At 68.8% G+C, this 25,736-nt stretch carries 21 protein-coding genes and 1 pseudogene; 13 read left to right on the top strand and 9 right to left on the bottom strand.

The genetic code is table 11. The features are described from left to right. The first annotated feature begins 4 nt into the window (after positions 1-4). Positions 5-412 (top strand): YkvA family protein, encoded by a 408-nt coding sequence (locus tag ACAD63_RS14345; RefSeq protein WP_434032884.1) that lies wholly within the window; start codon positions 5-7, stop codon positions 410-412. A gap of 26 nt (positions 413-438) precedes the next feature. Here ACAD63_RS14345 and egtB read toward each other — a convergent pair whose 3' ends face one another. Then, complete coding sequence (gene egtB, locus ACAD63_RS14340; RefSeq protein ID WP_133096913.1) at positions 439-1,728, bottom strand: ergothioneine biosynthesis protein EgtB; 1,290 nt, start codon at positions 1,726-1,728, stop codon at positions 439-441. A 206-nt stretch (positions 1,729-1,934) separates the two neighbouring features. Next, positions 1,935-2,555 (bottom strand): FMN-dependent NADH-azoreductase, encoded by a 621-nt coding sequence (locus tag ACAD63_RS14335; protein WP_133096914.1) that lies wholly within the window; start codon positions 2,553-2,555, stop codon positions 1,935-1,937. 118 nt (positions 2,556-2,673) lie between these two features. Here ACAD63_RS14335 and ACAD63_RS14330 point away from each other — a divergent pair, with 118 nt between their 5' ends. The 3 genes from ACAD63_RS14330 to ACAD63_RS14320 all read left to right on the top strand — a co-directional run bounded on the left by ACAD63_RS14330 (position 2,674) and on the right by ACAD63_RS14320 (position 4,920). Beyond that, positions 2,674-3,621, top strand: a complete 948-nt coding sequence (locus ACAD63_RS14330; RefSeq protein WP_133096915.1) for a LysR family transcriptional regulator — start codon at positions 2,674-2,676, stop codon at positions 3,619-3,621. A gap of 219 nt (positions 3,622-3,840) precedes the next feature. Further along, positions 3,841-4,251, top strand: a complete 411-nt coding sequence (locus ACAD63_RS14325; protein ID WP_133096916.1) for a DoxX family protein — start codon at positions 3,841-3,843, stop codon at positions 4,249-4,251. Between the two features lie 102 nt (positions 4,252-4,353). Next, entirely contained in the window at positions 4,354-4,920 is a 567-nt protein-coding gene (locus tag ACAD63_RS14320; protein WP_135705077.1) for a DUF4136 domain-containing protein, read from the top strand. A gap of 16 nt (positions 4,921-4,936) precedes the next feature. Here the strand turns inward: ACAD63_RS14320 and ACAD63_RS14315 are convergent, their stop codons facing one another. Continuing rightward, positions 4,937-6,157, bottom strand: a complete 1,221-nt coding sequence (locus ACAD63_RS14315; RefSeq protein ID WP_434033997.1) for an EAL domain-containing response regulator — start codon at positions 6,155-6,157, stop codon at positions 4,937-4,939. Between the two features lie 208 nt (positions 6,158-6,365). On the opposite strand from ACAD63_RS14315, the gene ACAD63_RS14310 reads away from it, so the two are divergent. Further along, the gene (locus ACAD63_RS14310) at positions 6,366-9,899 is read left to right on the top strand and encodes a DNA translocase FtsK 4TM domain-containing protein (RefSeq protein ID WP_434033996.1); all 3,534 of its coding nucleotides are present in this window, start codon (positions 6,366-6,368) and stop codon (positions 9,897-9,899) included. A 26-nt stretch (positions 9,900-9,925) separates the two neighbouring features. Further along, positions 9,926-10,267, top strand: coding sequence for a cupin domain-containing protein (locus tag ACAD63_RS14305; RefSeq protein ID WP_133098349.1), 342 nt, complete (start codon positions 9,926-9,928; stop codon positions 10,265-10,267). Between the two features lie 57 nt (positions 10,268-10,324). On the opposite strand, the gene ACAD63_RS14300 is transcribed toward ACAD63_RS14305, so the two are convergent. From ACAD63_RS14300 to ACAD63_RS14285, 4 genes are read right to left on the bottom strand one after another with little or no spacing between them, the layout of a single operon-like run. Next, positions 10,325-10,921: a peroxidase-related enzyme gene (locus ACAD63_RS14300; RefSeq protein ID WP_133098340.1), complete on the bottom strand. Its 597-nt coding sequence runs from the start codon at positions 10,919-10,921 to the stop codon at positions 10,325-10,327. Beyond that, positions 10,918-11,451: a CMD domain protein gene (locus ACAD63_RS14295; protein ID WP_434032883.1), complete on the bottom strand. Its 534-nt coding sequence runs from the start codon at positions 11,449-11,451 to the stop codon at positions 10,918-10,920. Before ACAD63_RS14295 ends, ACAD63_RS14300 begins: the two co-directional genes overlap by 4 nt. Before the next feature lie 42 nt (positions 11,452-11,493). Continuing rightward, positions 11,494-12,960 carry an FAD-dependent oxidoreductase gene (locus tag ACAD63_RS14290; protein ID WP_434032882.1) on the bottom strand — a complete coding sequence of 489 codons (1,467 nt, stop codon included), beginning with the start codon at positions 12,958-12,960 and terminating at the stop codon, positions 11,494-11,496. Continuing rightward, positions 12,953-13,963 carry a LysR family transcriptional regulator gene (locus tag ACAD63_RS14285; RefSeq protein WP_434032881.1) on the bottom strand — a complete coding sequence of 337 codons (1,011 nt, stop codon included), beginning with the start codon at positions 13,961-13,963 and terminating at the stop codon, positions 12,953-12,955. Before ACAD63_RS14285 ends, ACAD63_RS14290 begins: the two co-directional genes overlap by 8 nt. Positions 13,964-14,170: 207 nt before the next feature. Between ACAD63_RS14285 and ACAD63_RS14280 the strand changes: the two genes are divergently transcribed. Continuing rightward, on the top strand, positions 14,171-15,688 hold the full coding sequence (locus ACAD63_RS14280; protein WP_434032880.1) for a glycine betaine ABC transporter substrate-binding protein: 1,518 nt from the start codon (positions 14,171-14,173) through the stop codon (positions 15,686-15,688). Between the two features lie 33 nt (positions 15,689-15,721). On the opposite strand, the gene ACAD63_RS14275 is transcribed toward ACAD63_RS14280, so the two are convergent. Beyond that, positions 15,722-17,137 (bottom strand): PLP-dependent aminotransferase family protein, encoded by a 1,416-nt coding sequence (locus ACAD63_RS14275; RefSeq protein ID WP_135705081.1) that lies wholly within the window; start codon positions 17,135-17,137, stop codon positions 15,722-15,724. A gap of 171 nt (positions 17,138-17,308) precedes the next feature. On the opposite strand from ACAD63_RS14275, the gene ACAD63_RS14270 reads away from it, so the two are divergent. From ACAD63_RS14270 to ACAD63_RS14260, 3 genes are read left to right on the top strand one after another with little or no spacing between them, the layout of a single operon-like run. Further along, complete coding sequence (locus tag ACAD63_RS14270) at positions 17,309-17,533, top strand: DUF2970 domain-containing protein (RefSeq protein WP_133098345.1); 225 nt, start codon at positions 17,309-17,311, stop codon at positions 17,531-17,533. A gap of 50 nt (positions 17,534-17,583) precedes the next feature. Beyond that, a complete protein-coding gene (locus tag ACAD63_RS14265) occupies positions 17,584-18,918 on the top strand; it encodes a cytochrome c (protein ID WP_243737104.1) in 1,335 nt (444 codons plus the stop codon). 42 nt (positions 18,919-18,960) lie between these two features. Further along, positions 18,961-20,808: an NAD(P)-binding protein gene (locus ACAD63_RS14260; RefSeq protein WP_434032879.1), complete on the top strand. Its 1,848-nt coding sequence runs from the start codon at positions 18,961-18,963 to the stop codon at positions 20,806-20,808. A gap of 28 nt (positions 20,809-20,836) precedes the next feature. Here ACAD63_RS14260 and ACAD63_RS14255 read toward each other — a convergent pair whose 3' ends face one another. After that, complete coding sequence (locus ACAD63_RS14255) at positions 20,837-21,739, bottom strand: acyltransferase (protein ID WP_135706253.1); 903 nt, start codon at positions 21,737-21,739, stop codon at positions 20,837-20,839. Positions 21,740-22,118: 379 nt separating this feature from the next. Here ACAD63_RS14255 and ACAD63_RS14250 point away from each other — a divergent pair, with 379 nt between their 5' ends. From ACAD63_RS14250 to ACAD63_RS14240, 3 genes and pseudogenes are all read left to right on the top strand, one after another. Beyond that, entirely contained in the window at positions 22,119-22,502 is a 384-nt protein-coding gene (locus ACAD63_RS14250) for a hypothetical protein (RefSeq protein ID WP_434032878.1), read from the top strand. 237 nt (positions 22,503-22,739) lie between these two features. Next, positions 22,740-25,349: a type VI secretion system Vgr family protein gene (locus tag ACAD63_RS14245; RefSeq protein ID WP_434032877.1), complete on the top strand. Its 2,610-nt coding sequence runs from the start codon at positions 22,740-22,742 to the stop codon at positions 25,347-25,349. Continuing rightward, positions 25,339-25,736: pseudogene (locus ACAD63_RS14240) on the top strand (esterase/lipase family protein); the annotation flags it as partial. The gene ACAD63_RS14245 and the pseudogene ACAD63_RS14240, both read left to right, overlap by 11 nt.

Here is a 25,736-nt window from a genome sequence, read left to right as displayed (position 1 = left end):
CGGCATGGATGCAACCCCCGCCCCGGCCGCACCGGGCCGGCTGCGCCAGTGGGCACGGCGGCTCAAGGCCAGCCTGCTGACACTGTGGTTCTGCACTCGCCACCCCGGCACTCCACGGGGCGCGCGGCTGCTGGCGGTGCTGGTGGTCGGCTATGCCTTCAGCCCGATCGACCTGATTCCCGATTTCATCCCGGTGCTGGGTTACTTCGACGATGTCGTGCTGGTGCCGGTGGGCATCTGGCTCGCCTTGCGGATGATTCCGCCCGCGGTCACCGAGGAATGCCGCGGCCGCGCCGAGGCCTGGCAGGCCACCCATGCGCAGCGGCCGCGCATTCGCGCGGCCGCCGTGGTGATCGTGCTGCTGTGGGGCGTGCTGGCGTGGCTGGCCTGGCGCTGGCTGGCGCCGCGCTGACAGTGCGCTGACAGCGGGCACAGCCTCTAGACGTCGTCCGCCAGCCGCACGCCCGTGAACTGCCAGCGCTGGTGCGGGTAGAAGAAGTTGCGGTAGGTTGCCCGGATATGCGATTCGGGCGTGACGCACGACCCGCCGCGCAACACCATCTGGCTGCTCATGAACTTGCCGTTGTACTCGCCGACCGCGCCGGCGTTCGGGCGGAAGCCGGGGTAAGGCAGGAAGGCGCTGCCGGTCCATTCCCACACATCGCCGAACATCTGGCGCAGCACGCCCGAGGTGTTCTGCCGGTCCGGCAGCGGCCGCAGCGCGCGGCCTTCGACGAAATTCCCCGTGGCCGGCAGGCTGCGCGCGGCGTGCTCCCATTCCGCCTCGGTCGGCAGCCGGCGCTCGGCCCAGCGCGCGAATGCGTCGGCCTCGTAGAAGCTGATATGGGTGACCGGGCTGTCCGGATCGACCGGATGCATGCCGCGCAGCGTCATCTGCCACCATGTGCCTTCGCGCGCTTCCCAGTACAGCGGCGCCTGGATGCCTTGCTCGCCGACCCAGCGCCAGCCGTCGGACAGCCACAGGCCGGCGGTCTGGTAGCCGCCGTCGTCGATGAACTCGAACCACTGGCGGTTGCTGACCGGGTGCGAGCACAGCGTGAACGGCTGCAGGTAGACCTTGTGGCGCGGCGCCTCGCAGTCAAAGGCAAAGCTCTCGCCGCCATGGCCGATCTCGACCACGCCGCCGTCGAAGCCGATCCAGTCGGGCGCCGGGCGCGGGTCGGCAATCACCGGCTCGGGCAGTTCCGGCGCAAAGGCCGGCCGCAGCGGATTCTGCGCGAACAGGTGCAGGATGTCGGTCAGCAGCAGTTCCTGGTGCTGCTGCTCATGCTGCAGGCCGAGCATGATCAGCGCGGCCTCGGCGTCGGTCTGGGCGCTGCCGAGCAGCGCCATCATCGACTCGTCCACGGCCTCGCGGTAGGCCAGCACCTCGTCCAGCGACGGGCGCGTCAGCAGGCCGCGCTGCGGGCGCGGATAGCGCGGGCCGACTGCCTCGTAATAGGAGTTGAACAGGTAGCGGTAGTCCGGGTCCACCGGCTCATAGTCGGGGATGCGCGCGGCCAGCACGAATTCCTCGAAGAACCAGGTGGTGTGCGCCAGGTGCCATTTCGCCGGACTGGCGTCGTCCATCGACTGCACGGTGGCATCGGCATCGGACAGGTCGGCCACCAGCGTCTCGGTGCTGGCGCGGACGTGGCGATACTGCGAAAGCAGGGCGGGTTCGTGCGGAGGATGGAGGGCGGCGGCGGGCAACAGGGCTGAAGTCATGCGGGCTCCCGGAATGGATCGATCGATGACTGCAGGCGGCCGGCGGGCGCGTCCTTGCTGGCTGCGCCAGCGTGCCGCCAATGGCACGCGGGGCGCCGTAGCGCCCCGATCCATCATAGACCCGATCCGTTGCCGGGGCGAGCAGGCGCCGTCCTACACGGCGCGCGGCTGCCCGCTGGCTTCAGTCAGCCATTCCAGCAAGCCGTTCAGGCGGCCAGCCGGGTGGCGTCGTTCAGCGCCGCGACTTCGGTGCGGGCGTTGGCCAGGCCGGCTTCGCGGAACTCCGGACCCATGGCCAGGCCGTGGGCGCGCACGTAGGTAATGTCGGTGATGCCGAGGAAGCGCAGCACCACGTCGACGGTGACTTCGTGCAGGTCCAGCGAATTTGCATCCTGGCGCACGCCGCCGCGCGACGACACCACGATCACGCGCTTGCCGCCGGCCAGGCCGACCGGGCCGTTCTCGGTGTACTTGAAGGTGCGGCCAGCCTGTGCGATGCGGTCGATCCAGGCCTTGAGCTGGCTCGGGATGCCGAAGTTGTACTGCGGCACGCCCAGCACCAGCACGTCGGCGGCGAGGAATTCGGCCAGGAACTGCTCGGTGCGCTCCAGCTCGGCTTGCTGCACGGCGTTCAGGCCATCCTTGGGACCGCCCAGAACCGGCAGCAGGTTGCCCGACAGGTGCGCCGGGCCATCCCGGTCCAGGTCGCGCACGGTGACCTTGGCTTCAGGGTTGGCCGCGACCAGGTCGGCCACCACGCTGGCGGTCAGGTTGCGGGAAACGGAGTTGTCGCCGAGGACGCTGGAATCGATCTGCAGGATGTTCATGTCTTTCTCCACGAAGGGGCGGTTGCGATGGAGGAAAGATACTGGCTGGCCATTGGTATCGGTAGTGAGGCAAAATGCAAATGATTGTTCTATCGATGCAACGCCAAGCCAAACCGTCATGCAAGACCTCAACGACCTGTCCCTGTTCGCGCAGGTGGTGGAACACGGCAGCTTTTCGGCGGCCAGCCGCGCCACCGGCGTCCCCAAGTCGCGCCTGAGCCGGCGCATCGCCCAGCTGGAGCGCGACCTGGGCGTGCAGCTGCTGCGCCGGACCACACGGCAGGTGCGCGTGACGCCGCTTGGCGAGTCGTTCTACGAACGCTGCCGGGCCATGCTCAACGAAGCCCAGGCCGCGCGCGAAGTGATCGAGCAGGCGCGCGAGCAGCCTGGCGGCACGCTGCGCGTCAGCTGCCCGGTGGCGATAGCGCAGATCCTGCTGGCGCCGGCCATCGGGCATTTCATGCGGGCCAACCCGGCGGTGCGGATCGAGCTGGAGGCGACCAACCGGCGTGTCGACGTGATCGCCGAGGGCTTCGACCTGGCGCTGCGTGTGCGCGAGGTGATGGAAGACTCGAGCCTGGCCGTGCGCACCTTCGGCGAGAGCCAGCTGATGCTGGTGGCCAGCCCCGCGCTGCTCGACAGCATCGGCCGGCCGCGCACGCCGCAGGCGCTCGACGGCATGCCCGGCGTGGGCCAGCACCCGCATGACGGCAAGCATGTCTGGATGCTGCGCTGCCAGCCCGGCGAGACCATCCAGATCGCCTACGACCCACGCCTGGTCACCGATGAATTCGCGCTGCTGCGCGAGGCCGCGATCGCCGGCGTGGGCGTGGCCATGCTGCCGCGCATGTACTGCCGCGATGCCATCGACAGCGGCCAGCTTGAACTGCTGCTGCCCCAGTATGAGATGCCGGTCGGCACGCTGCACGCGGTGTTCCCGTCGCGCAAGGGCGTCACGCCGGCGACCCGGCGCTTTCTCGATTTCCTGGGCGAGATCCTGCCCGAGTGCGCGCGCAAGGTCGGCATGGTCGAACCGAGGCAGCCGGCCATGCACAGGGTGGTCTAGCGCGCGCCCCGTCCGGGAGCGTGTGGTGTGATCGGCGAGAGGGCGGACGTCGCACGGATCTCGGCCGCGCGGGTCATCGGCGCGCCACGGGCAAGTCTGGCAATTGCGGCTTTACCTTCACGCCGGCTCGCACTAAGGTACAGGGGCGGCACCTGCGCGTGAGGGTAAAGGCGCATGGAAGCCGGACCGTTCCCAAAAAACTCGGCAAGGAGAATGGCCATGGGTGGCTCTCAGGATTTGGGCAAGGCGCTGTTGCGCATCGTGCTTGGCGTGCTGATCCTGATGCACGGCATCGCCAAGGTGACCGGCGCATCCGGCATCGGTTTCGTGTCGAAGGTGGTCGCGGATGCGGGGTTGCCGGCCTGGGTTGCCTATGGTGTCTATATCGGCGAGCTGGTGGCGCCGATCCTGCTGATCATCGGGTTGTGGAGCCGGCTGGCGGCGATCATCGTCGCCATCAACATGCTGTTTGCGCTGTTCCTGGTGCACAGCGCCGAATTCGGCGCGCTATCCAAGACCGGCGGCTGGGCGCTGGAGCTGCAGGGCATGTTCCTGGGGGCGGCGCTGGCGGTGGCGTTGCTGGGCGCCGGCAGGTTCAGCGTGGGCGGCATCAACGGGAAGCTCAACTAGCTTCCGCGGGTCTGGCGCCGCGCGGCACCGTGGCGTTCCGGCGCCGCGCGGATGGGCAGGGGTGCCGGGTGAACGCGTGACCGTGGCCTCTGGAGACGTATCGTGAAATCCTTCCGGTTGTCCTTTCCGCTGGTGGCGGTGGCGCTGACCGTGGCGGGCTGCGCCAGCGCGCCCGACATCAAGACCGACTACAATCGCTCGGCCGACTTCAGCGCCTACCGCAGCTTCGGCTTCGTCGAGCATCCGGGCACCGACCGACAGGGATACGAGAGCCTGACCACCCAGTACCTGAAGGGCGCGGTACAGCGCGAGATGACCGCGCGCGGCTACCGCTACGCGCAGCAGTCCCCGGACCTGCTGGTCAACTTCAACACGCGGTTGCAGGAAAAGGTCCAGGTCAGCCCGGCGCCGGCGCCGATGATGGGCTATTACGGCTATCGCGGCGGCCTCTATGCGCCGTGGCCCGGCTACGGCTTCTACAACGACGTCTATACCTACACCGAAGGCACGCTCAATATCGACCTGGTCGATGCCCGCCAGAAGAAGCTGGTGTGGGAAGGCGTGGCGGTGGGCAGCGTCGATACCGGCGACAAGGCCGATGCGCAGCAGCGCATCGACAAGGTCGTGGGGCAGATCTTCGCGAAGTACCCGTTCCGTGCGGGGCAATAGTCCCCGCTAGCCTGCACTAGCCGGGCCGCGGCGCGCGCTCGATCGCCTCGGCGATAAAGGCATCGACGGGCTTGGGCGCCGACCACAGGTAGCCCTGGCCAAGCGGGCAGCGCAGCGCGCGCAGTGCTGCGCGCTGCGATTCCGTTTCCACCCCTTCGGCCACGCACTCCAGCCCCAGGTCGCGCGCCATTGCGATCATGTGGCGGCAAATGGCTTCGCGCTGGCCGTGGCCGTCGATCTGCGCGACGAAATAGCGGTCCAGCTTGAGCTGGGTGAAGGGCAGGTCCGCCAGCAGCTTGAGCGTGGCGATGCCGATGCCGAAATCGTCGATCGCCACGCCGTAGCCCATCAGCCGCAGCCGGTTCAGCGCGACCGACAGCGCCACCGTGTCGGGCACGGGATAGCCTTCGGTCAGTTCCACCGTCAATGCGCGCGGCGACACGCCGCTGGCCGCCACCAGCGTATCGAGCTGTTCCAGCACGCCCGGCCGGCACAGGGTTTGCGCCGACGCGTTGATGCCCAGCGTGATGTCGATGCCTGCGGCCTGCAGTCGCTGCTGTGCCGCCAGGCACTGGCGCACGACGAATTCAAACACCAGGTGGGCGGCGTCCAGCGCTTCCAGGCGCGGGACAAAGGCATCGGGCCGCAGTAGTCCGTGCCGCGGATGGCGCCAGCGCACCAGCGCTTCGGCGCCGGCCAGCCGGCCGCTGGCAAGGTCGTGCTGCGGCTGCAGCATCACCAGCAGGCCGTCGCCCGAGCGCGCCGCGGCGGTCAGCTCGGCATCGTCGGGCAAGCAGGCGGGCATTCGTGCGTCGTCATCCGGGCCGGGCGCCAGCACGGCGGCCAGGACCTCTTCCACGGCATCGCGCGCGAGTGGCTTGCGCAAGGCATGCACGCGCGCAATGCCCGCGGCGTGCGCCAGGCTGCGATTCGATTCCAGGATGTCATCCGCCAGCGCGGTAACCCAGACCCAGACCGGCGGTGCCGCGGCAAACGCCTGCGCGCCGCGGCGATGCAGTTCGGCGATCAGTTCCGGGCCATTGCCGCCAGGCATCTCGATGTCGCACAGCACGGCGTCGAACGGCTGGCGGCCAAGCAACTCGGCGGCCTGCATGCCGCTCTGCGCCGACACCACCGTCTGCACCCCCAATTGCCGCAGCAGTCCCTCGGCCGCGAGCCGCTGGAACGGGTGGTCTTCGACAACGAGGATGCGCAGGGTAGCGTAACGGATCGGCATGGGAGGGGGGCGCGGCGAGCGCATCCGGGCATGGTAGCGCGGCATCGGCGCGCCGGCCAGCAGTGGGGCTGTCGCCATGGCGCAGCGAAATTGGCGATATAGCCGGTGAAACGCGCTGCGTTACGAATATTTGCGCTTTCCGGTTCAATGACCCGCTGCCATACCCGCTACAATCGCTGCCCGTAGTTTTGAACATGGCATGTCGATAATGGGTTTGGGCTGGTTCGGATTCTCGACTTTCTGGGTGCTGCCGCTGGTCTGGCGGATGGCCGGGCGCTGGCTTGCCGGCGATCGCCGTCTGGCCGGGCCGGGCTCGCTGCGTACCTGGCTCGGTACGCTGGCGGTGCTGTGTGCCAGCGCCAGCCTGGAGGCGCTCACCGGCGGGTCCGACCCGGAGTCCAGCGCGGGCGGTTCCGCGGGACGCGCGCTTGCCGGCATGTTCGGCAACCTGTTCGGCTGGACCGGTGCCTTGCTGCTGATGCTGGGCGTGCTGGCGCTGGCGGCACCGATGGTGTTCGGCGAAACCTGGCGCAGCCTGTTCGCGCGCAAGCCGCGCCGCGCGGCGGACCCTGATGCCCCGACAGACGAGCCGGCGCCGGCCTTCACCAACCCGTTCGCCAATACTTTCACGCCGCAGGCGCCGCGCGAAGCCGAGCGCCGCGAGGCCGCCACCGGCGCCCAGGGCAACTGGAGCGCGCCGCCCCAGCGCCACCGCAGTTTCGAAGCGGTTTCGGCGCGGCGCCAGCCCGCGTGGCAGCCGCCGCGGCGTACCCGTGAATCGCCGCCGCAGCCGGGCGAGATCTGGCTGCATGCTGCCGATGCGCCGGCCGCGGGCAAGACCGTGCGCGCCGCGGGACCCTCCGCTGCGGCAGGCGCGGCCCAGGCCGTTGCGCAGGCGGCGCCGGCAGCACGGCCTGCGCCGGCGCCGGCGCCACGCAAGCCCGCAGCGGCCGCAGCGGCCGCAGCGGCCGCAGTGGCTGCAGCGCCGGCACAGGCAGCAGCGGCCGCACGTCCTGCGCAACCCCCGCGCGCAACCGTCGTCAGCAGCCCGTTCCGACAGCCGCAGCCATTGGTGCGCTCGTCGATCACGACTTTGCCGGAGGCGCAGGCGAAGGCGGCGGCAACGGTGCCATTGGCTGCGCTCTCGCCTGCCGCAGAGGTTGTGCCTGCCGCGGCGGCCGGCGTTGTCCAGGCAGCAGTCGAGCCGGCGATTGCCATCGCCAAGCCGGCGGTGCCGGAAACGCCGGTGGCCGAGGCCGACACGGCTGTCGCCGCTGACACGGTTGTGATCGAGCCCGACGACGCGGCGCCGGTCACGCCGGCAGGGGCGGCAGAATCGGCAGAGCCGGCAGAGCCGGCAGAGCCGGCTGCGCAGCCGGCTATCGACAAGGACATTGCCGGCGACATCGACGCCGTCACGCTGGCAGCAATCCGGCAGGAAGCGCTGGACCTGCTGGCCGAGTTGCAGGCGCTGGCGGGCAAGGCCAGGCAGCCTGCGTCCGTAACGGAAGTCGCCGCAGTTCCTGAAAGTCCCGCAATCACGGCGGCGCTGGCCGACATTGCCGACGCGACGGATGCTGCGGACGAAATCGATGCTGCGCCGAAGGATGAAGCAGACGGCCTGGTCCCGGCAGGCGAAACTGAGGTCGAAAGCCAGCCTGTGGGCGCCGTGCCGGCTGACGACACTGACGATCTCGGTGCCGTGGCACAGGCCGTCGCTACCTCGGCGATGGAGGAGGAGAGTGGGGCTGCACCGGCCTCGGCCGACCCTGCCGCCGAGCGGGACACGGAAACGCTGATGGACGGTAACGGTCTGGTCGGCGAAGCGGTTGCTGATAGGGGGGCAGGCGAACCTGATGCGGAGGCGGAGGTCGCTGAGGCCGTTGAGGTTGCTGAATCGGCCGAGGTCGTTGAGTCGGCTGAGGTCGTTGAGTCGGCTGAGGTCGTTGAGTCGGCTGAGGTCGTTGAGTCGGCTGAGGTCGTTGAGGCAGCTGAAGCAGTTGAGACTGTTGAAGCAGTCGAGTCAACCGAAGCTATCCAGCCGGAACAAGAGCTAGCGGCTGCCGCGATCGAGGCGGCAGCGGAACCTGCGGAAGCGACCGTCGCACCCGAGCCGGCACCGCCCCCGATCGCCGCGCCCCTGGCCAAGCCCCGCATCGTCCTGCCGGCCGTGGTCGGCCGCACGGTGCCGCTGGGCTCGAGCCAGCCCGCTCCCGCACCCGCACCGGTTCCCGAACCGCCCGCGCCCCGCCCGCCGGTCGACTACCGCCTGCCGCCCGCCGACCTGCTGGAAAACCAGCTCGACAGCGGCGAGCAGGTGTCGGAAGAGCGCCTTCGCGACACCGGTGAACTGATCGCGCAGCGCCTGGCCGAGTTCAAGGTACCCGTCGCCGTGGTCGGCGCCGATGCCGGCCCGGTCATCACGCGCTTCGAGGTAGAGCCCGCCATGGGCGTGCGCGGCGCGCAAGTCGTGGGTCTGATGAAGGATCTTGCCCGCGCGCTCGGCGTGACCTCGATCCGCGTGGTCGAGACCATCCCCGGCAAGACCTGCATGGGCCTGGAGCTGCCCAATGCGCGCCGGCAGATGATCCGGCTGTCCGAGATCGTCCAGGCGGCCTCGTTCCAGGCACACCATTCGCGCCTGGTGCTGGCGATGGGCAAGGACATCACCGGCAATCCGGTGGTCACCGACCTGGCGCGCGCGCCGCACCTGCTGGTGGCGGGCACCACGGGTTCGGGCAAGTCGGTCGCGGTCAACGCCATGATCCTGTCGATGCTGTACAAGGCCACGCCGGAAGATGTGCGCCTGATCATGATCGACCCCAAGATGCTCGAGCTCTCGGTCTACGAGGGCATCCCGCACCTGCTGTCGCCGGTGGTCACCGACATGAAGCAGGCCGCGCACGCGCTCAACTGGTGCGTCGGCGAGATGGAAAAGCGCTACAAGCTGATGTCGGCGCTGGGCGTGCGCAACCTGGCCGGCTACAACCAGAAGATCCGCGCCGCCGAGGCGGCGGAGCGCAAGGTGCCCAACCCGTTCTCGCTGACGCCGGACGCGCCCGAGCCGCTGTCGCGGCTGCCGATGATCGTGGTGGTGATCGACGAGCTGGCCGACCTGATGATGGTCGCGGGCAAGAAGATCGAAGAACTGATCGCGCGTTTGGCCCAGAAGGCCCGCGCCGCCGGCATCCACCTGATCCTGGCGACGCAGCGACCGTCGGTCGACGTGATCACCGGGCTGATCAAGGCCAATATCCCGACGCGGGTGGCGTTCCAGGTCTCGTCCAAGATCGACTCGCGCACCATCCTCGACCAGATGGGCGCCGAGAGCCTGCTCGGCCAGGGCGACATGCTGTTCCTGCCGCCGGGCACCGGCTACCCGCAGCGCGTGCACGGCGCCTTCGTCGCCGACGAGGAAGTGCACCGCGTGGTAGAGCACTGGAAGCAATTCGGCGAGCCGGATTACGATGAAGCCATCCTGGCCGGCGACCCGGCCGAGGCCGGCGGCGCCGACCTGTTCGGCGAAGGCGGCGGCGATGGCGAAGCCGATCCGCTGTATGACGAAGCCGCGTCCTTCGTGCTGACCAGCCGGCGCGCCTCGATCTCGGCAGTGCAGCGCCAGCTGCGCATCGGCTACAACCGCGCCGCGCGTTTGATCGAGCAGATGGAAGTCGCCGGGCTGGTGTCGCCAATGGGCCGCAACGGCGCGCGCGACGTGCTGGCGCCGGGGCCGGCGGACTGACACGACGTTACCTTCCGGAGGCGATGATGGCGCTCGAGCATGGAAGCTTGCTGGCCGCTGTGCCGGTGAACCTGGCGGAAGAAGTGTTCGAGCCGCTGCTGGCTCGGCCTGGCCTGAAGATCGAGCGGATCGTCTCCAACGGGCAGGCCAGTCCGGCAGGGTTCTGGTACGACAGCGCGGAAGCCGAGTGGGTGCTGCTGGTCAGCGGCAGTGCTGCGCTGGAGATTGAAGGTGAGGCAGTTCAGCATGTGATGCGGCCCGGCGACTGGCTGCACTTGCCGGCGCATTGCCGGCATCGTGTGGCATGGACTGACGAAACGCAGCCGACGGTTTGGTTGGCGGTGCATTACGGGGGCGGTGACAGCTAGACCGTGTCCCGCGACAGCGCATGTTGCTGGCTATCGAGGCCGGTCCTCAGTCAACCCTCACCCCTCAGCCTGATCCGGAAACACCGGCTCGCCAAGATTCAGCATCAACCGGTTCGCCCACGCAAAGATCGCGACCGAGTGGATCAGGTCGAGGATCTCCGCATCCGTCACCCCCGCATCGCGCAGCGGTTTGAGCAGTGCCGCGGTTACCTCCGCCGGCCGCTCCGTCAGTTCGATTGAGAACTGCGCGATCGCTTTCTCACGCGCGGTGGTCCCCGCCGAGCGCGGGTCCTCGAACACTTCCCGGATCACGTCATTGCGCTTGGCCAGTTGCTCGAAGCGCTGCGCATGCACCGACGCGCAGTACACGCAGCCATTGATGCGCGACACCACCGTGGTCGCCAGCTCGCGCTCGGCGCGCGGCATGCCGCCGGGTGCGTACATGATGGCGTTGAAGGCGGTGGAGCGCTGGCGCAGGATCTCGGGCTGGTGCACCAGGAAGCGGTAGTAGTCCTGCACCTTGGCCTTGGGATGGCTTTCTTCCAGCACGGCAACCTGTTCGGGCGTGGCCTGGTCCAGTTCGACAATATCGAGCCAAGCCTTCCAGTCCAGCACTTCGTTGGTAAAGCCGTGGGATTTGATGATCTCGCTCATGCCTGGGCTCCTGCAGTGTCGTTCAATGCCTTCAAGGCGTCCAGGCCGGCTACCAGCCGAACCTGGTACGACAGGAAGGCAATCAGCTGCGCCAGCGTGACCACGGCGGGCGTGCTCAGGCCCGCTGCGGGCAGCGCCTGCAGCGCGGCCTTGTCGCCTTCGACGGGTTTTTCGATCAGCGTGCGGGTGAACGCGAGCATCGCGCGCAGGCGCGGCTCGGCGATCTCCTGAGGCTGGCCTTCGGCGGCGGCGCGCACGTGCGCGGCATCGGCGCCGAGTTGTTCCAGCCGCGCGCGGTAGTGCGCCGCCAGCGCCGCGGAGGGCGTCAGGCGCGCCGCGTACAGCGCGACAAGCAGGCGTTCTTCGAGCGAAAGGCCGGGCAGGGCCGGGTCGAACAGGGCGTCATGGCTGCCCTGGGTGGCGGCCACGACCTTGTCGCGTTGATGGCGCAGCGCGTAAGTGGCGCTGCCGGGCGCCAGGCCGGTGAGCTGGTCGATCAGGTCGATCGCGGGGGCGGAGGTCTGGGTCATCGGACTCTGTTGGTTCGGGGGTATCGGTTCAAGTATTTGCGGTCAGGCCTGCGCGGTGCGCAGAGCCGGCGGCAGCGCCGGGGTCCATTCGTCGCCGAAGACTTCCGGCTCGGCAAAGGCCTGCAACGCGGCGTAGTGCAGTTCGACGTCTTCCCGGTACAGCAGCGCGGCGATGCCCTGGCCGAGCCGGCGCGCGCCGTCGCTGATTGCCGGGATATCGCCGGAAATGGTGCCGTGCGACAGCGCCGCCGGGTAGCAAAAGCAGTGGATGCGCGACAGGCCCGGGCACGCGCCCGGTTTTTTTTCCTGGAATTCAAACGATTCGCCCAGGTCCGGCGAATCGGACAGCTCGCGGTCTTCCTGGCCTGCCGGCGGCACGTAGCGGTCGCGCCAGTAACGGATATGCGGGGCAAAGGCGGCAAATTCCGCCCGGGTTTCCAGGTCGATGCGGAAGCCGGTCGAGAAGATCAGGAAATCCAGCTCGAAGGTGCCCTGCGGCGTGGCGACATGCAGCACGTCGCCACGCACTTCGACCGACTCCAGCGCCGCGCCCAGGTTGAAATGCGCATTGGCATGGCGCGAAACCCGCAGCGTGCTGCCGCGCGGCGGCGGCACCTGCTCGGTGTTGATGTAGTTTCGCAGCCGCCATTTCCAGGCATCCGGCAGGCCATAGTGGCCGTGGGTCAGCCCCGGGTTGCCGGCACCCTTGCTCTTGTTGACACGCGGGATGTCCTGGCGCCGCACCAGCATCTCGACGGAGGCCGCGCCGGCTTCAAGCGCGGTGGCGGCGCTGTCCATTGCCGACGCGCCGGCGCCAACCACGCCCACGCGCTTGCCGCGCAGCGTGGCGTAGTCCATCTCGTCGGACGAGTGCGCCCACAGGTGGCGCGGCAGCGCCTCCGCCAGCGGAGGCACGTAGGCGCCGCCGAGGCCGTCGCGGCCGGTCGCCAGCACCACGCGGCGCGCGAGGACGGTCAGCGGGCCTTCGGGGGACCGCATCGACAGCGACACCAGGCCATCGGCGCGCGGCACGATCTGTTCGACGCGGTGCTCATTGCGGATATCGAGGTCCAGCACCTGCCGGTACCAGCGCAGGTAGTCCATCCATTGCAGCCGCGGGATCTTGTCCAGCGCCTGCCATGCGTCTTCACCGAACTGCGCCTCGAACCAGGCGCGGAAGGTCAGCGCCGGCAGCCCCAGCGCGGGGCCGGTCAGCTGCTTGGGCGAACGCAGCGTTTCCATGCGCGCCGTGGTGGCCCATGGGCCCTCGAAGCCGGCCGGCGCGCGGTCGAAGGCGCGCACGCGGATGCCAAGGTGCGCCAGCGTGGCGCCGGCCGCCAGGCCGGCCATGCCGCCGCCGATCACGGCGACGTCGAGCACGTCACGGCCGTCGTGGGTGCGCGGCATGGTCCACGGCTTTGCGGGCAGTTCCAGCCAGGACAGGTCCTGGCGCAGACGTGCCTCGAGGGCGGGCAGGCCGGCGGGGGTGGTAGTGGTGGGGTCAGTCATGGCTGGGAAGATCGGTGTCCGGTGAAAACAAGTCGGTGCCGGCGCCGGTGTCGCCGTACAGCGATTGCAGCAGCGCGCCGTGCTCGGCCGCATCGCGCAGCAGCAGATCCGGCAGCAGCGCGGCGGCGGCATCGGCCGCCGCCTGCACCAGCGCCAGCACGGCGGTGCTGGCCGGTCGCGCCTGCGGCGTGATGACGCCGAAGTAGAACGGGATATCCGCGTCGATCGGGCGCACCGCGATGTCGGTCAGCGGCAGCCCGCGTGCGGTCACGGGCTCCAGCAGCGCAATGCCAAGCCCGGCGCGGACCAGCGTCAGCGCGTTGATCGAGGTGTTGATGTCAATCACGCCGGCGGCCGGCACGCCCGCACTGGCCAGCGCCCGGTCCACGCGGCGGCGCAGCCGGTAGGGGTTCTGCATGGTGACGATGCGGCGCGCGCGGCAATCCTGCAGTGAAATCGCTGCCTGTGCCGCGAGCGGATCGTCGCCGCGCACCGCCGCCACGCAAGCCGACTGGCCGATCCAGTGCACGGTTACGCCGCGGTGTTCCAGCGGCAGGCTGTTCAGCCCGATGTCGGCGGCGCCGGTCAGCACGGCATGCACCACCTGTTCCGGCGATACGGCCTGCACGGCCACGCGTTCCGGCGCGCACTGGCCGCGCTCGAACGCCAGCGCCAGCGCGGGCGGCAGCAGGCCGGCGGCCAGTGCCGGCGTGGCGGCGATGCGCAACGGGCGGCCGTCGCCGCGTGCCAGCGCCGCGGCCCGGCTGCGGATCTGCTGCATGCCGGCCAGCGTCTGCTCGACCTCGTCGTAGAGCAGGAAGCCCTGTTCCGTCGGACTGACGCGCGGGCCGCTGCGGGTGAACAGCGCAAAGCCGAGTTCGGCCTCCAGCTCCTGGATCAGGCGCGTGATGGCCGGCTGCGAGCGGCCGAGCAGGCGGCCCGCGGCGGTGACGCTGCCGGTGGTCACGACGGCGGCGAAGGCTTCCAGTTGCCGGATTTCCATTGGCGTTGGCGATGTATGTTTAATACGGATTCTGACGTGCTTATCATGCAGATGGCAAATACTATTTCGGGATAAGGCTATGCCGCGGCTATGATGTAGAGATGCCGGGAGCACACCGGCCCCCCAAAAAGGACGGACGTGTTTGCCTGGCTCGGTGGCTATCGGCAGGTCAATGAAAGGACCACGTTGTGGCGCTTGACACTCTGGGTGCTCGCGACAGCACTCGTCGGGGCGGCGCCCGCGCAGGCCGCCGACCCCTTGCGCGTCGGCTCCAAGCGCTTTACCGAGTCCTATATCCTTGGCGAACTGCTGACGCAGGCCGCCGGCCCGCCGGGCACCGCGCAGCACCAGCAAGGGCTGGGCAATACCGCGATCGTGTTCGAGGCGCTCAAGGCCGGCAGCATCGACCTTTATCCCGACTACACCGGCACGCTCGCCGCCGAGATCCTGAAGCTGCCGCCAGGCGCCGGCCTGGACGCCATCCAGCGGGCACTGGCCCCGCTGGGATTGGGGGCGGCGATGCCGCTCGGCTTCGAAAACACTTACGCATTGGCCGTCTCCGATACCCGGCCGCCACACCTGCGCCGGCTCAGCGACCTGGCCGCGCAGCCGCGGCTGCGGCTGGGCCTGTCGCATGAATTCCTCGGCCGGGCGGACGGCTGGCCCGGTCTTGCCAGCCGCTATCGCCTGCCGCAGCAGCCGGTCGGGCTGGACCACGGCGTTGCCTATGAGGCGCTGGCAGCGGGGCAGGTGGATGCGATCGACATCTATTCGACCGACGCCAAGATCCTCAAGTACCGGCTGCGCGTGCTCGAAGACGACCGCCGCTATTTCCCGCGCTATGACGCCGTGGTGGTGTACCGGCTGGACGTGCCGCAGCGCTTCCCGCAGGCGTGGCAGGCGCTGCAGCGCTTGTCGGGCCGTATCAGCGCGGCCGACATGGTGGCGATGAACGCCGCAGCGGAGATCGACCGCAAGCCGTTCGATCTCGTCGCGCGAGAGTTCCTGACGCATGGCCCGAACCCCGGCGCCGAACCGGCCGCAGTGCCGGCGTCCGCGGCGTCCGCGGCCTCGGTGGCAGGCACCAGCGATCGCGGCCTGCTCGGCGCGCTGCTTGGACCCGACACCAACCGGCTGGCACGGCGCCATGTTGGCCTGGTGGCGGGCGCCGTCGGCGCCGCAACGCTGGCCGGCGTGCCGCTGGGCATCCTGGCCGCGCGCCGCCGGCGCACAGGCCAGGTGGTGCTGGGCGCCGTCAGCGTGCTGCAGACCGTGCCGTCGCTGGCCTTGCTGGCGATGCTGATCCCGCTGCTGGGCCGCATCGGCGTGTGGCCGGCGCTGGTGGCGCTGTTCCTGTATGCGCTGCTGCCGATCGTGCGCAACACCGCCACCGGACTGGAGCAGGTGCCGCCGGGCATGCGCGATGCGGCCCGCGCGCTCGGGCTGCGCGGCGGCCAGGTACTGCGCTACGTGGAACTGCCGCTGGCTCTGCCGGTGCTGCTGGCCGGCGTCAAGACCGCCGCCATCATCAGCGTGGGCACGGCCACGATCGCGGCCTTCGTCGGCGCCGGCGGCTTTGGCGAGCGCATTGCCACCGGGCTGGCGCTCAACGACACCACGCTGCTGCTGGCCGGCGCGATCCCGGCCGCGGTGCTGGCGCTCGCCGTGCAGGCCGCGTTCGAGACGCTGGAATGGGCGCTGCGCCGCCATCGCGACGCGCGCTGAGACCGCTGAGACCGCTCAGGCCGCTCAGGCCGCTCAGGTCGCCTGTTGCGCGATCAGCCGGCCGAGCGTGGCGACCGCCGTCTCGGCCTCGTCGTTCCACAAGTGCCCGTAGTTGAGCCGGATGCAGTTGCGGTAGCCCTGCCGCGCCGAGAAGATCGGCCCCGGCGCCAGCCCGATGCCGGCCTCCAGCGCGGCATGGTGCAGCGCCAGCGCATCGAAGCCGGGCGCGAACTCGACCCACAGGAAGTACCCGCCCTCCGGCCGCGATACGCGCACGCCCTCCGGGAAATGCCGGCCGATGGCATCGAGCATCTGGCCCTGCTGCATCTCCAGCACATGGCGCAGGCGGCGCAGGTGCTTGTCATAGCCGCCGTGCTGCAGGTACTCGGCCAGTGCTACCTGGGTGGGCACGCCGGCCGACAGCGTGGTCATCAGCTTGAGCCGCTGGATCGCCTCGCCGAAGCGGCCCGGCGCCACCCAGCCGATGCGGAAGCCCGGCGACAGCGTCTTCGAGAACGAACTGCAATGCATCACCAGCCCCTGCGTATCGAAGGCCTTGGCCGGCAGCGGGCAGCGGTTGCCGAAATAGAGCTCGCCATAGACATCGTCTTCGATCAGCGGCACCTGGTGACGGGCGAGCAGGGCCACCAGCGCCTTTTTCTTGTCTTCCGACATGCTGGCGCCGAGCGGATTCTGGAACTGCGTCATGAACCAGCAGGCCTTGACCGGGTGACGCGACAGCGCGTTGTCGAGCGCGCCCAGGTCGATGCCCTGCGCCGGATCGACCGGGATCTCCAGCGCCTTGAGTCGCAGCCGTTCCAGCGCCTGCAGCGCGGCATAGAAGCCCGGAGACTCGATCGCGACCACGTCGCCCGGCTGGGTCACGGCCATCAGGCACAGGTTCAGCGCCTCCAGCGCGCCGTTGGTGACGACCAGGTCTTCGGCCGGCTGCGGCGCGCCCGCGCCGAGGTAGCGCAGCGCGATCTGCCGCCGCAGCGCCGCGTTGCCGGGCGGCAGGTCGTTGACCGAATGCCACGGGTCCAGCGCACGGCCGGCCCGCGCCAGCGACTTGCCCAGCCGCTCCCACGGGAACAGCTCAGGCGAGGGGAAGGCCGAGCCGAACTGCACCAGCTTGCGGTCGCGCGCGCCTTCAAGCACCGCGAACACCAGCTTGGAGATGTCGACCTGGGTCGACACCTGCCGCGACGGCCGCGCCTGCGGCTGCGGCAGGTCGCGCCGGGCCGGCCCCGCCACGTAGTAGCCGGAACGCTCGCGCGCGCGCACCAGTCCGCGCTCTTCCAGCCGGTAGTAGGCCTGGAACGCGGTGGACGGGCTGACCCCGTATTGCGCCACGGTCTTGCGGATCGACGGCAGGCGGGTGCCGGGCGGCAGGCTGCCGTTGCGGATATCGGCGGCCAGGGTTTCGGCGAGGGCTTCGTACCGTTTCATGGGGCGCAGTCGGGCGGGGCGGGGCGGGGCGGGGCGGGGTGTAGGGTGCCATTATCGCCCCGGGTCCGGCAACTGATACGTAAATTTTCCGGGTATCTGATGCTGTTATGGCCGGCGGCTGGCGGCCATAATCGGTTGTCGTCGCCAAAGGCTTTCGTGCAAGGAGAGACAATGAACCCGTTGAGGCTGTTGCGGACCGTGCTGTGGGGCTTCTTTGGCCTGCGCAAGGGCCAGGAACACCAGCGCGACCTGGAAAACCTGCGTCCCGTGCCGCTGATCCTGACCGGCGTGGCCGTGGCCGCCGGACTGGTAGCCTGCCTGGTGCTGGCCGCCAACTGGGCCGTGTCGGGCGCATCGGCAGCGGCAAGCGCCATACCGGCCATGACGATAGCCTGAGCCGCGGCGTCGCGTTACATTCTCATCACAACAACAATCTGATCGACCCCATGTCTCGCCCGACCGGGCGGCATTGCGCCGCCGCTTTGCTGCCCGCGCAGTGGCTGTCCTGGCTACCCTGGCTGTGGCTGTCCCTGGCGCTGCTGGTTGCCTGGCCGGCCCGTCCGGCACTGGCCGCGGGCGCCGCCGAGGCGCAGCAGGTCGAACGCGGCCGCTATCTGGCGCGCATCGCCAACTGCGCCGCATGCCATACCCGCGAGGGCGGCAAGCCATTTGCCGGCGGGTTGCCGATCCGCACCGCCGTCGGCACCCTTCACTCGACCAATATCACCCCCGACGCCGCCACCGGCATCGGCGCTTATACGCTGGCGGAGTTCGACCGCGCACTGCGCCAGGGCGTGGCGCGCGACGGCAAGCGCCTGTATCCGGCCATGCCGTACCCGTCCTACGCCCGCATGCGTGCCGACGACGTGGCCGCGCTGTATGCCTACCTGCGCGCGGAAGTCGCGCCCGTGGCGCAGCGCAACCCGGCGCCGCAGCTGCGCTTTCCGTACGGCATGCGCTCGCTGCTGTCGGTCTGGAACCTGCTGTTTCTCGACGACGACCCGGTTCGCACCGAGCCCGCGCGCGGCGACCCGTGGAACCGCGGCGCCTACCTGGTGCAGGCCGTGGCCCACTGCGGAGCCTGCCACACGCCCCGCGGCCGGTTGTTCGCCGAGCAAGGACTGGACGAGCGCAGCCGGCATTTCCTGTCGGGCGCCAGCGTGGAAGGCTGGTCCGCGACCAACCTGACCGGCGACCAGGTCACCGGCCTCGGGGCATGGTCGCGCGCGGACATTGCCGAGTTCCTGCGCACCGGGCGCAATGGGCACGCAACCTCGTTCGGGCCCATGTCCGTCGTGATCTCCACCGCCACGCAATACATGAGTCCGGGCGACCTCGATGCCGTGGCGGCCTACCTCAAGTCGCTGCCCGGCGCGCGCGGCGAGGACAAGCCGTTCCGCCCCGATCCCGCCACCGCGCAGCAACTGCACCAGGGCCGCTTCGACGTGCCGGGCGCACGCCAGTACGCGGTGTACTGCATGCCGTGCCATGGCGCCGACGGCAAGGGCTTCGCGCGCGTGTTCCCGCCGCTGGCAGGCAACCCGACCGTGGCCGATCCCGATCCGGCGTCGCTGGTCAACCTGCTGCTCGATGGCGCCGTGACCGCGCGTGTCGGCACCGCCGCCACCGACTACCACATGCCCGGCTATGGCTGGACGCTGGATGACCAGGAACTGGCCAGCGTGCTGACTTTCATCCGGCGCGGCTGGGGCAACCGTGCCGGTCCGGTGACCGAAGCCGACGTGGCCGCGCGGCGCAAGGCGCTGGCGGCACAGCGCTGAGGCGAAGCGCTCCGGCACGCACCGCTTTCCGATGAGCATCCGATGACGATCACGCGCAGAGACTTCCTCAACGGCACCGCGCTGACCATTGCCGCCGGGCTGGCACCGGTGCAATGGCTGCACGCGCAGCAGGGCGGGGCGGCAAGCGCCGGCTATCCGCCGGCCCTGACCGGGCTGCGCGGCAACCATGACGGCACGTATACGCTGGCCCACGGCCTGGCGCGCGAGGGCGCCAAATATCCCGTGGTGCTGGCGCGCGAGGCCTTCGACCTGGTCGTGGTCGGCGGCGGGGTGAGCGGACTGGCGGCGGCATGGTTCTACCGGCGCCGTTTCGGCGCCGCCCGGCGCATCCTGATCCTCGACAATCACGACGACTTCGGCGGCCATGCCAAGCGCAACGAATTCACCGTCCGCGGCCAGCGGCTGGTCACCTATGGCGGCAGCGCCGAGATGCCGCCCGGCGCAGCCAGCGACGCTGCCATGCGCGAGCTGCTGGCCGGCATCGGCCTCGATCCCGCGCGCCCGCCGGCTGCACCGCCGTCCGACCCATATGCCGCGCTGGGCATGGGCCGCGCCGTGTTCTTCGATGCCGAGCATTTCGGCCGCGACCAGTGGCTCGGCGGCGATCCGTTCGGCGAACTGGCCGATGCGCGCAATGGCCTGCGCGCGCAGGGGCCCGATGCCGCTGCCTTGCAACGCTTCCTCGAGCAGGCGCCGCTACCCGCGGCGGATCGCGCCGCGCTGGCCCGCCTGGCGGCCGGCACCACCGACTACCTGCCCGGCCTCGACAACGCCGCACGCGCCGCGGCGCTGCGCACCATGCGCTACGCCGCCTTCCTGCGCGACAAGGCCGGCCTCGGCCTGCCGGCGCTGCGCTTCCTGCGCAGCCGCAGCAACGATGCCTATGCGCTCGATGCCGACGGCATCTCGGTCGCCGATGCCATCGCCATCGGACTGCCCGCCGGCGCCAACATGCCCGCGCCGGCGCCGAACCCCCGGCTGGGCAAGTCGCCGGCCTCGCGCCTGTGGTTCCCGGATGGCAATGCCTCGCTGGCACGGCTGCTGGTGCATAGCCTGATTCCGGGCGTGGCGTCGATTGCCGTGCCGGCAGAGGTGGCCACTGCCGCCTTCGACTACAACCGGCTGGACCGCGACGGCGCGCCGGTGCGGCTGCGGCTGAACAGCACCGCGATTGCGGTCGAGCCCGATGGCAACATCACGCGCGTGACCTACGGCTGGGGCGGCAACCTGCACCGTGTCGAAGCGCGCCACGTGGTGCTGGCCGGCTACAACATGATGATCCCGTATCTGTTGCCGTCGCTGCCGGCCGCACAGAAGGCGGTGCTGCGCGACGAGGCCAAGGCCCCGCTGGTCTACACCAAGGTGGCGCTCGACAACTGGCAGGCCTTCGCCGCGCTGCGCGCGCGGCGCATCCACGCGCCGGCCATGACGTACACCGACCTGTGGCTGGAGCCGCCCGCTGGCCCCCGTCCGTCCGACCCGGCAGTGCTGCACATGCTTTATGTGCCAACCGTGCCCGACAGCGGCATGCGCGCGCGCGACCGCTTCCGCGCTGGCCGCGCCTTCCTCTTGGGAACCCCGTTCGATGCGCTCGAGCGCGACATCCGCGCGCAGCTGGACCGGATGCTGGGGCAGGCCGGCTTCAGCGCCAGCAAGCTGATCCGCGGCATCACGGTGAACCGCTGGGCGCACGGCTACAGCTATATGCCGGACAGCGTGGCAGGCGAGAACGTGGCTGCCGACGCGGCCTGGCCGGACCTGGCCGGGGTCGGCAACATCAGCATTGCCAACAGCGACAATGCCGGCAGCCCGTCGGTGACGGCGGCGGTCAGCCAGGGCAAGCGGGCGGTGGAGCGGTTGCCGGGCTAGCCGGGCGGCGGCCGGCCGATGCGCGCGGTCAGTCGGCGCGCCGGGCCGTCAGGGCGTCGATCTCGTCGTCCTTGGACTGCCACTGATGCGCCAGCCAGTGGTGGAATTCCGTGCGGAACGCCTTGTCGGTGGCGTAGTCGGCCTCGCAGAATGCCGGTGGCACCGGCAACTGGTGCATGCGCACCACCACCATGCCGGCGCGGCCGCAAGCAAGGTCCCAGAAGCTTGGCACGCCGTCTGGATAGGCGATGGTCACGTCGATCATCGAGCGAAAGCGCGTTCCCATTGCATTCAGCGCCACCGCCAGCCCGCCCGCCTTGGGCTTGAGCAGGTGACGGTACGGCGACGCCTGCGCGACGCGCTTGGCCTCGCTGAAGCGCGTGCCCTCGGCAAACACCATCACGCTGGTTGGCACCAGCGAGAATTTCTCGCATGCGCGCCGCGCCGTTTCCTGGTCCTGGCGCCGCAGCGCCGGATTGCGGCGCAGTTCCGCCTTGCCATGGCGCTTCATGAACGGAAAGTCCAGCGCCCACCACGCCAGCCCGATCACCGGCACATAGATCAGCTGCTGCTTCAGGAAGAATTTCAGCAGCGGGATGCGCCGGTTCAGCGAGCGCTGCAGCACAAAGATATCGGCCCACGACTGATGGTTGCAGTTGACCAGGTACCAGTCCGCGTAGCGCAGCCCGGTATTGCCCTGGATATCCCACGGCGCCTGCTGGATGCGCGCGAACCAGCCGGTATTCCAGGAAATCCACGCCGTGGCAATACCGTTGAGTACCGGATCGATGCGCCGGCGGACCGCGGCGAACGGCAGCACCAGCTTCAGCAGCGCCAGCGGGAATAGCAGCAGGCACCAGAACAGGGTGCTGGCAACCAGCAGGATCCAGCTGACGATGCCGGTGACCCATGCAAGACGGCCGCGCGGCAAGGGCAGCGGGCGATGGGACCTGGACGAGGCGCTGGCTTGGCCAGCATTGGCGGCGCGGGGCGTGCCGGATGGCGAGGTAGGAAAAGTCATGGATGACAGTTTGCTAGCGCTCGGCGAGTAAAGGCTTGAGCAGAGTCAAGGCGGGCACTACGAACATGGAACCGCAAGCGTCAGTGCGGCGCCAGTGCCTAGTGTACGACAGCAAGCGGAACCGGATGGCGCCGGAGGCACCTGCATTGTCAGGTCAACCGGACGCAAGCCGACGCCGCCCGGAGCGTCTATGCTTGAAGCAGGGCATGCCGGACGCAATGCGGGGCTACGCTGGCAGCACGGCCCTGGACACGCTCCCCGCCACGCACCATGGTACGGCGGTGACGACATGAAACGTGTTCACGCCCTGATTGCAGCCAGCGCGATGCTGGCTGCCTGCGTTTCGACGGGCGTCAATGTCCGGCAGGAGCAATTGGAGAATTTCCTGCTCGATTTCTCCACGCTTGACGACGTCACCACGCAACTGGGCCAGCCCACCTCGCAGACGACGCTCAGCAACGGCTCGACCATCCTGGTCTATTCCTTCGCGAGTTCCCGGCCGAATCCCGAGAGCTTTATCCCGTTCATCGGACCGCTGTTCGCCGGCGGCTCCATCCGCTCGTCGACGGTGCTGCTCGAGTTCGACGAGAACGGGGTGCTCAGGAGCCAGCGCCGGACCATGTCGACCAGCGCGTCGGGGTTGAGTGTGTTGCCGGAGGATACGTTGCCTTAGGGCCGTCTTACATTTCCCCGCGGCTGCGGAGAAATATCAGCGTCCGCCGTGTGAATTCAATTTGCGCTTTGTCTGCGTGTCCGCTGGGAAGAATCTGAACTTGCATCGGTACCATCAAATGTCGCGATAGTCGGGCCTCTTCAGGCATGTTTTGCGGATAGCATCGACTCCCTCCGCAGAACGTGCTCGACGTGCATCCGGGCACCCTGTGGTTGTCTTCATTCCAGGAGTGCCCGCATGAATGTCCGCGACCATCTGCCGATCTCCGTCCGCACCGTCACAGTCTCCGGCCCGGCATTGCCGCATGGCCGCGGGCAGGCACCGTTTGCCTTCGTACGCCTGCAGGGCAAGGAAGGACTCTGCGGCCTGTTCGAGTACGAGATCGAGCTCAAGACTTCCGATAAGGACTTCAACTTCCACGGCCGGGAAGGCAATGTCGATTTGCGCGAAATGAACGGTCGGGAGTTGACCGTGCATATCCAGCTCGATGGCATGGGAACCGGGCTGGCGGGCCGGATCGGCGAGGGCACCCGCGAGATCAGCGGCATCGTCGATCGTGCCCGCTACCTGCGTGCCGAAGGGCGGCACTTCGTCTATGGCCTGACCCTGCGTCCGTGGCTGTGGCTTGCCACGCTGAACGGGAACAGCCGGATCTTCGAGAACCGCACCGACATCGAGATCATCGAGGAGGTGCTGTCCGCCTACTCCTTTCCCGTTGAGCGCAGGCTGGATGTGGCGAAGTACCCAACGCGGGCCTACCGGACCCAATGCGACGAGAGCGACTACACCTTCATCGCCCGTCTCATGCAGCACTGGGGCATCTCATGGTTCTTCGCGCATTCGGAGGGAAAGCACCGCCTCATCCTGGTCGACCATGTCGGCGGCTATCCCAGGATGCCGAGCGAGGCCTATCAGGTGCTTGCAGTCCATCCGCCCGGCGTCAGGATCGACGAGGAACACCTGGACGATTTTTCGGTAGTCGATGCCGTGGTCGCCGGCAGGTACACGACCAATGCCTACAGTTTCACCCAGCCGCGCGGCAACCTGACCGCCAGCAGCGCCGATGCCCGCGAAACCGGCCAGAACACCGGCGCGCTGCACCAGGAGGTCTACGAATTTCCCGGCGAGCACGCGCAGCCGGCGACGGACAACCGCCCCTGGGATGAAGGCGAGATGATCGCCCGCATCCGCATGGAAGAGATTCGTTCCCGGGGGCTTCGCTGCTTCGGCAAGGGCAACCTGCGCGCTGTCGTGCCCGGGCACACCATGCACGTCAGCGGGCATCCACAGCTGGCCGCCAACCGGGAGTATGTGGTGCTGGACACGCACCTCACGGTGGAAGACGTGGCGGAAGCCGCCGGCGAAGGCCAGCGTTGGCACTGCAGGGTGGCATTCGAATGCCATCCGGCACAGGAGGTGTTCCGTCCCGCCCTGAGCGTGCCGTGGCCCGTGGTGACAGGTCCGCAAAGCGCGACAGTGGTCGGCCCGGAGGGCCATGCGGTATGGCCAGACCGCTTCGGGCGTGTACGCGTGCAGTTTCCGTGGGACCGGTTCAACCGGATGTCATGCTGGGTCCGGGTGGCAACGCCATGGGCGGGCTCGCAGCATGGCCAGGTCGGCATCCCCCGCATCGGCAGCGAAGTGCTTGTGATGTTCCTGGATGGCGGCAATCCGGACAAGCCTATTGTCATGGGCGCGGTGCCGAACAGCCTGAACATGCCGCCGTGGCAGTTGCCGGACCAGCATGCATTGACGGGCATTCGTAGCCGGGAACAGGACGGCTCGGGCAGCGGCCATCTGGTATTCGACGATACCAAGGGCGAGATCCAGTCCCAGCTGTCCTCCGATCATCAGCGGTCCCAGCTCAGCCTGGGCTACCTCACCCGTATCGAGGACAACCGGGGGCGGCAGGACCATCGGGGCGAGGGCTTCGAGCTGCGTACCGATGGGCACGGCGCCATACGCGGCGCCAACGGCCTGCTGGTCAGCACCGAGGCCCGGCCCGATGCCAGGGCGCATCACAAGGACATGGGCGAAACGCTGGACCGCCTGCACCACGCGCAGCACGCCCATCACACCACCGCACAGCTCGCCCGTCACCACCAGGCGCAGGACAGCGAACAGCAGGACGTCGCCACGGTCCTCAAGGCTCAACACGAAGAGATCTGTGGCTCGGGCGAGGTCAACGGCGAACTGACCGAACCCCATCTGGTAATGGCGTCCGCAGCAGCACTGGCCGCGACGGCTGCACGGTCCACCCACTTGCATAGCGGGGAGCATCTGGCCGTCACGACCGGCAAGCATGCGTCGTTCGCCAGCAGCGGCGGCTTCTTCGCCAGCGCGGCCCGGCGTATTGCGCTGTTCGCGCACAGCCTGGGGATTCGGCTGGTGGCCGCGACCGATCACATTGCACTGGAAGCGCAGGGCGGCGACATCAAGGGCACCGCTCGGCGCAACATCCACTTTCGGGCGCTCGGCGATATCGTCCTTGAAGCCGACCAGGGCATCGTGCTCAAGGTCGGGCAGACCTACCAGCGCTGGACGCCTTCGCAGATTGTGGAAGGCATGCGCGGGACAAAGCAGATTCACGCCGCCGGATTCTGTCTCGATGGCCCGGATGGAATGAGTCCAAGCTCGCTGGCATTGCCGCACAGCGATTTCGACCAGGAGGTGTACTTGCACCTGCCCGACGGCTCACCGGCCAGGAATCGGAGATTCCGCCTGACGCAGTCGGATGGCAGCGTGATCGAGGGCGTCACCGACATGGATGGGCTGACCACGTTCCAGCAAAGCCAGGGCGCGGAAAACGTCACGATCGAGATCGGGGAGGCAGCAAGTGGCCAATGATCGCATCCACCTGAAAACCGGCGAAGAGATCGGCGGCCGCGCCGGTGCCACCGTTGCCCTGACACCGTCAACCGACAAGCGCCGCGTCAGCTTGCCGGTGCCTCCGGACTGGGTCATTCCGATCATCTTTATTCCCGGCGTGATGGGATCCCATCTGCGCATGAGCCGGAAGCGTCAGGCCGAGCTCGAGCGCACTGACAACCGGGCGTGGCGGCCGGACGAGAAGATCGACAGCCTTTCCCGCCGCAGAGACTCACCGAAACGCCGGCAACTGAACTTCGATCCCGACGAGACCGAGGTCGATCGCTATGAGGTGACCGAAGACGCGGGAAAGTTCGACCTGATGGGCGAGGCGACCGCAAATTCCGACAAACGGCACCGCAATGT

This window comes from Cupriavidus sp. a3, assembly GCF_051015765.1.
Classification (GTDB): Bacteria; Pseudomonadota; Gammaproteobacteria; order Burkholderiales; family Burkholderiaceae; genus Cupriavidus; species Cupriavidus oxalaticus_A.
This window is presented reverse-complemented; position numbering and strand designations above follow the sequence as displayed.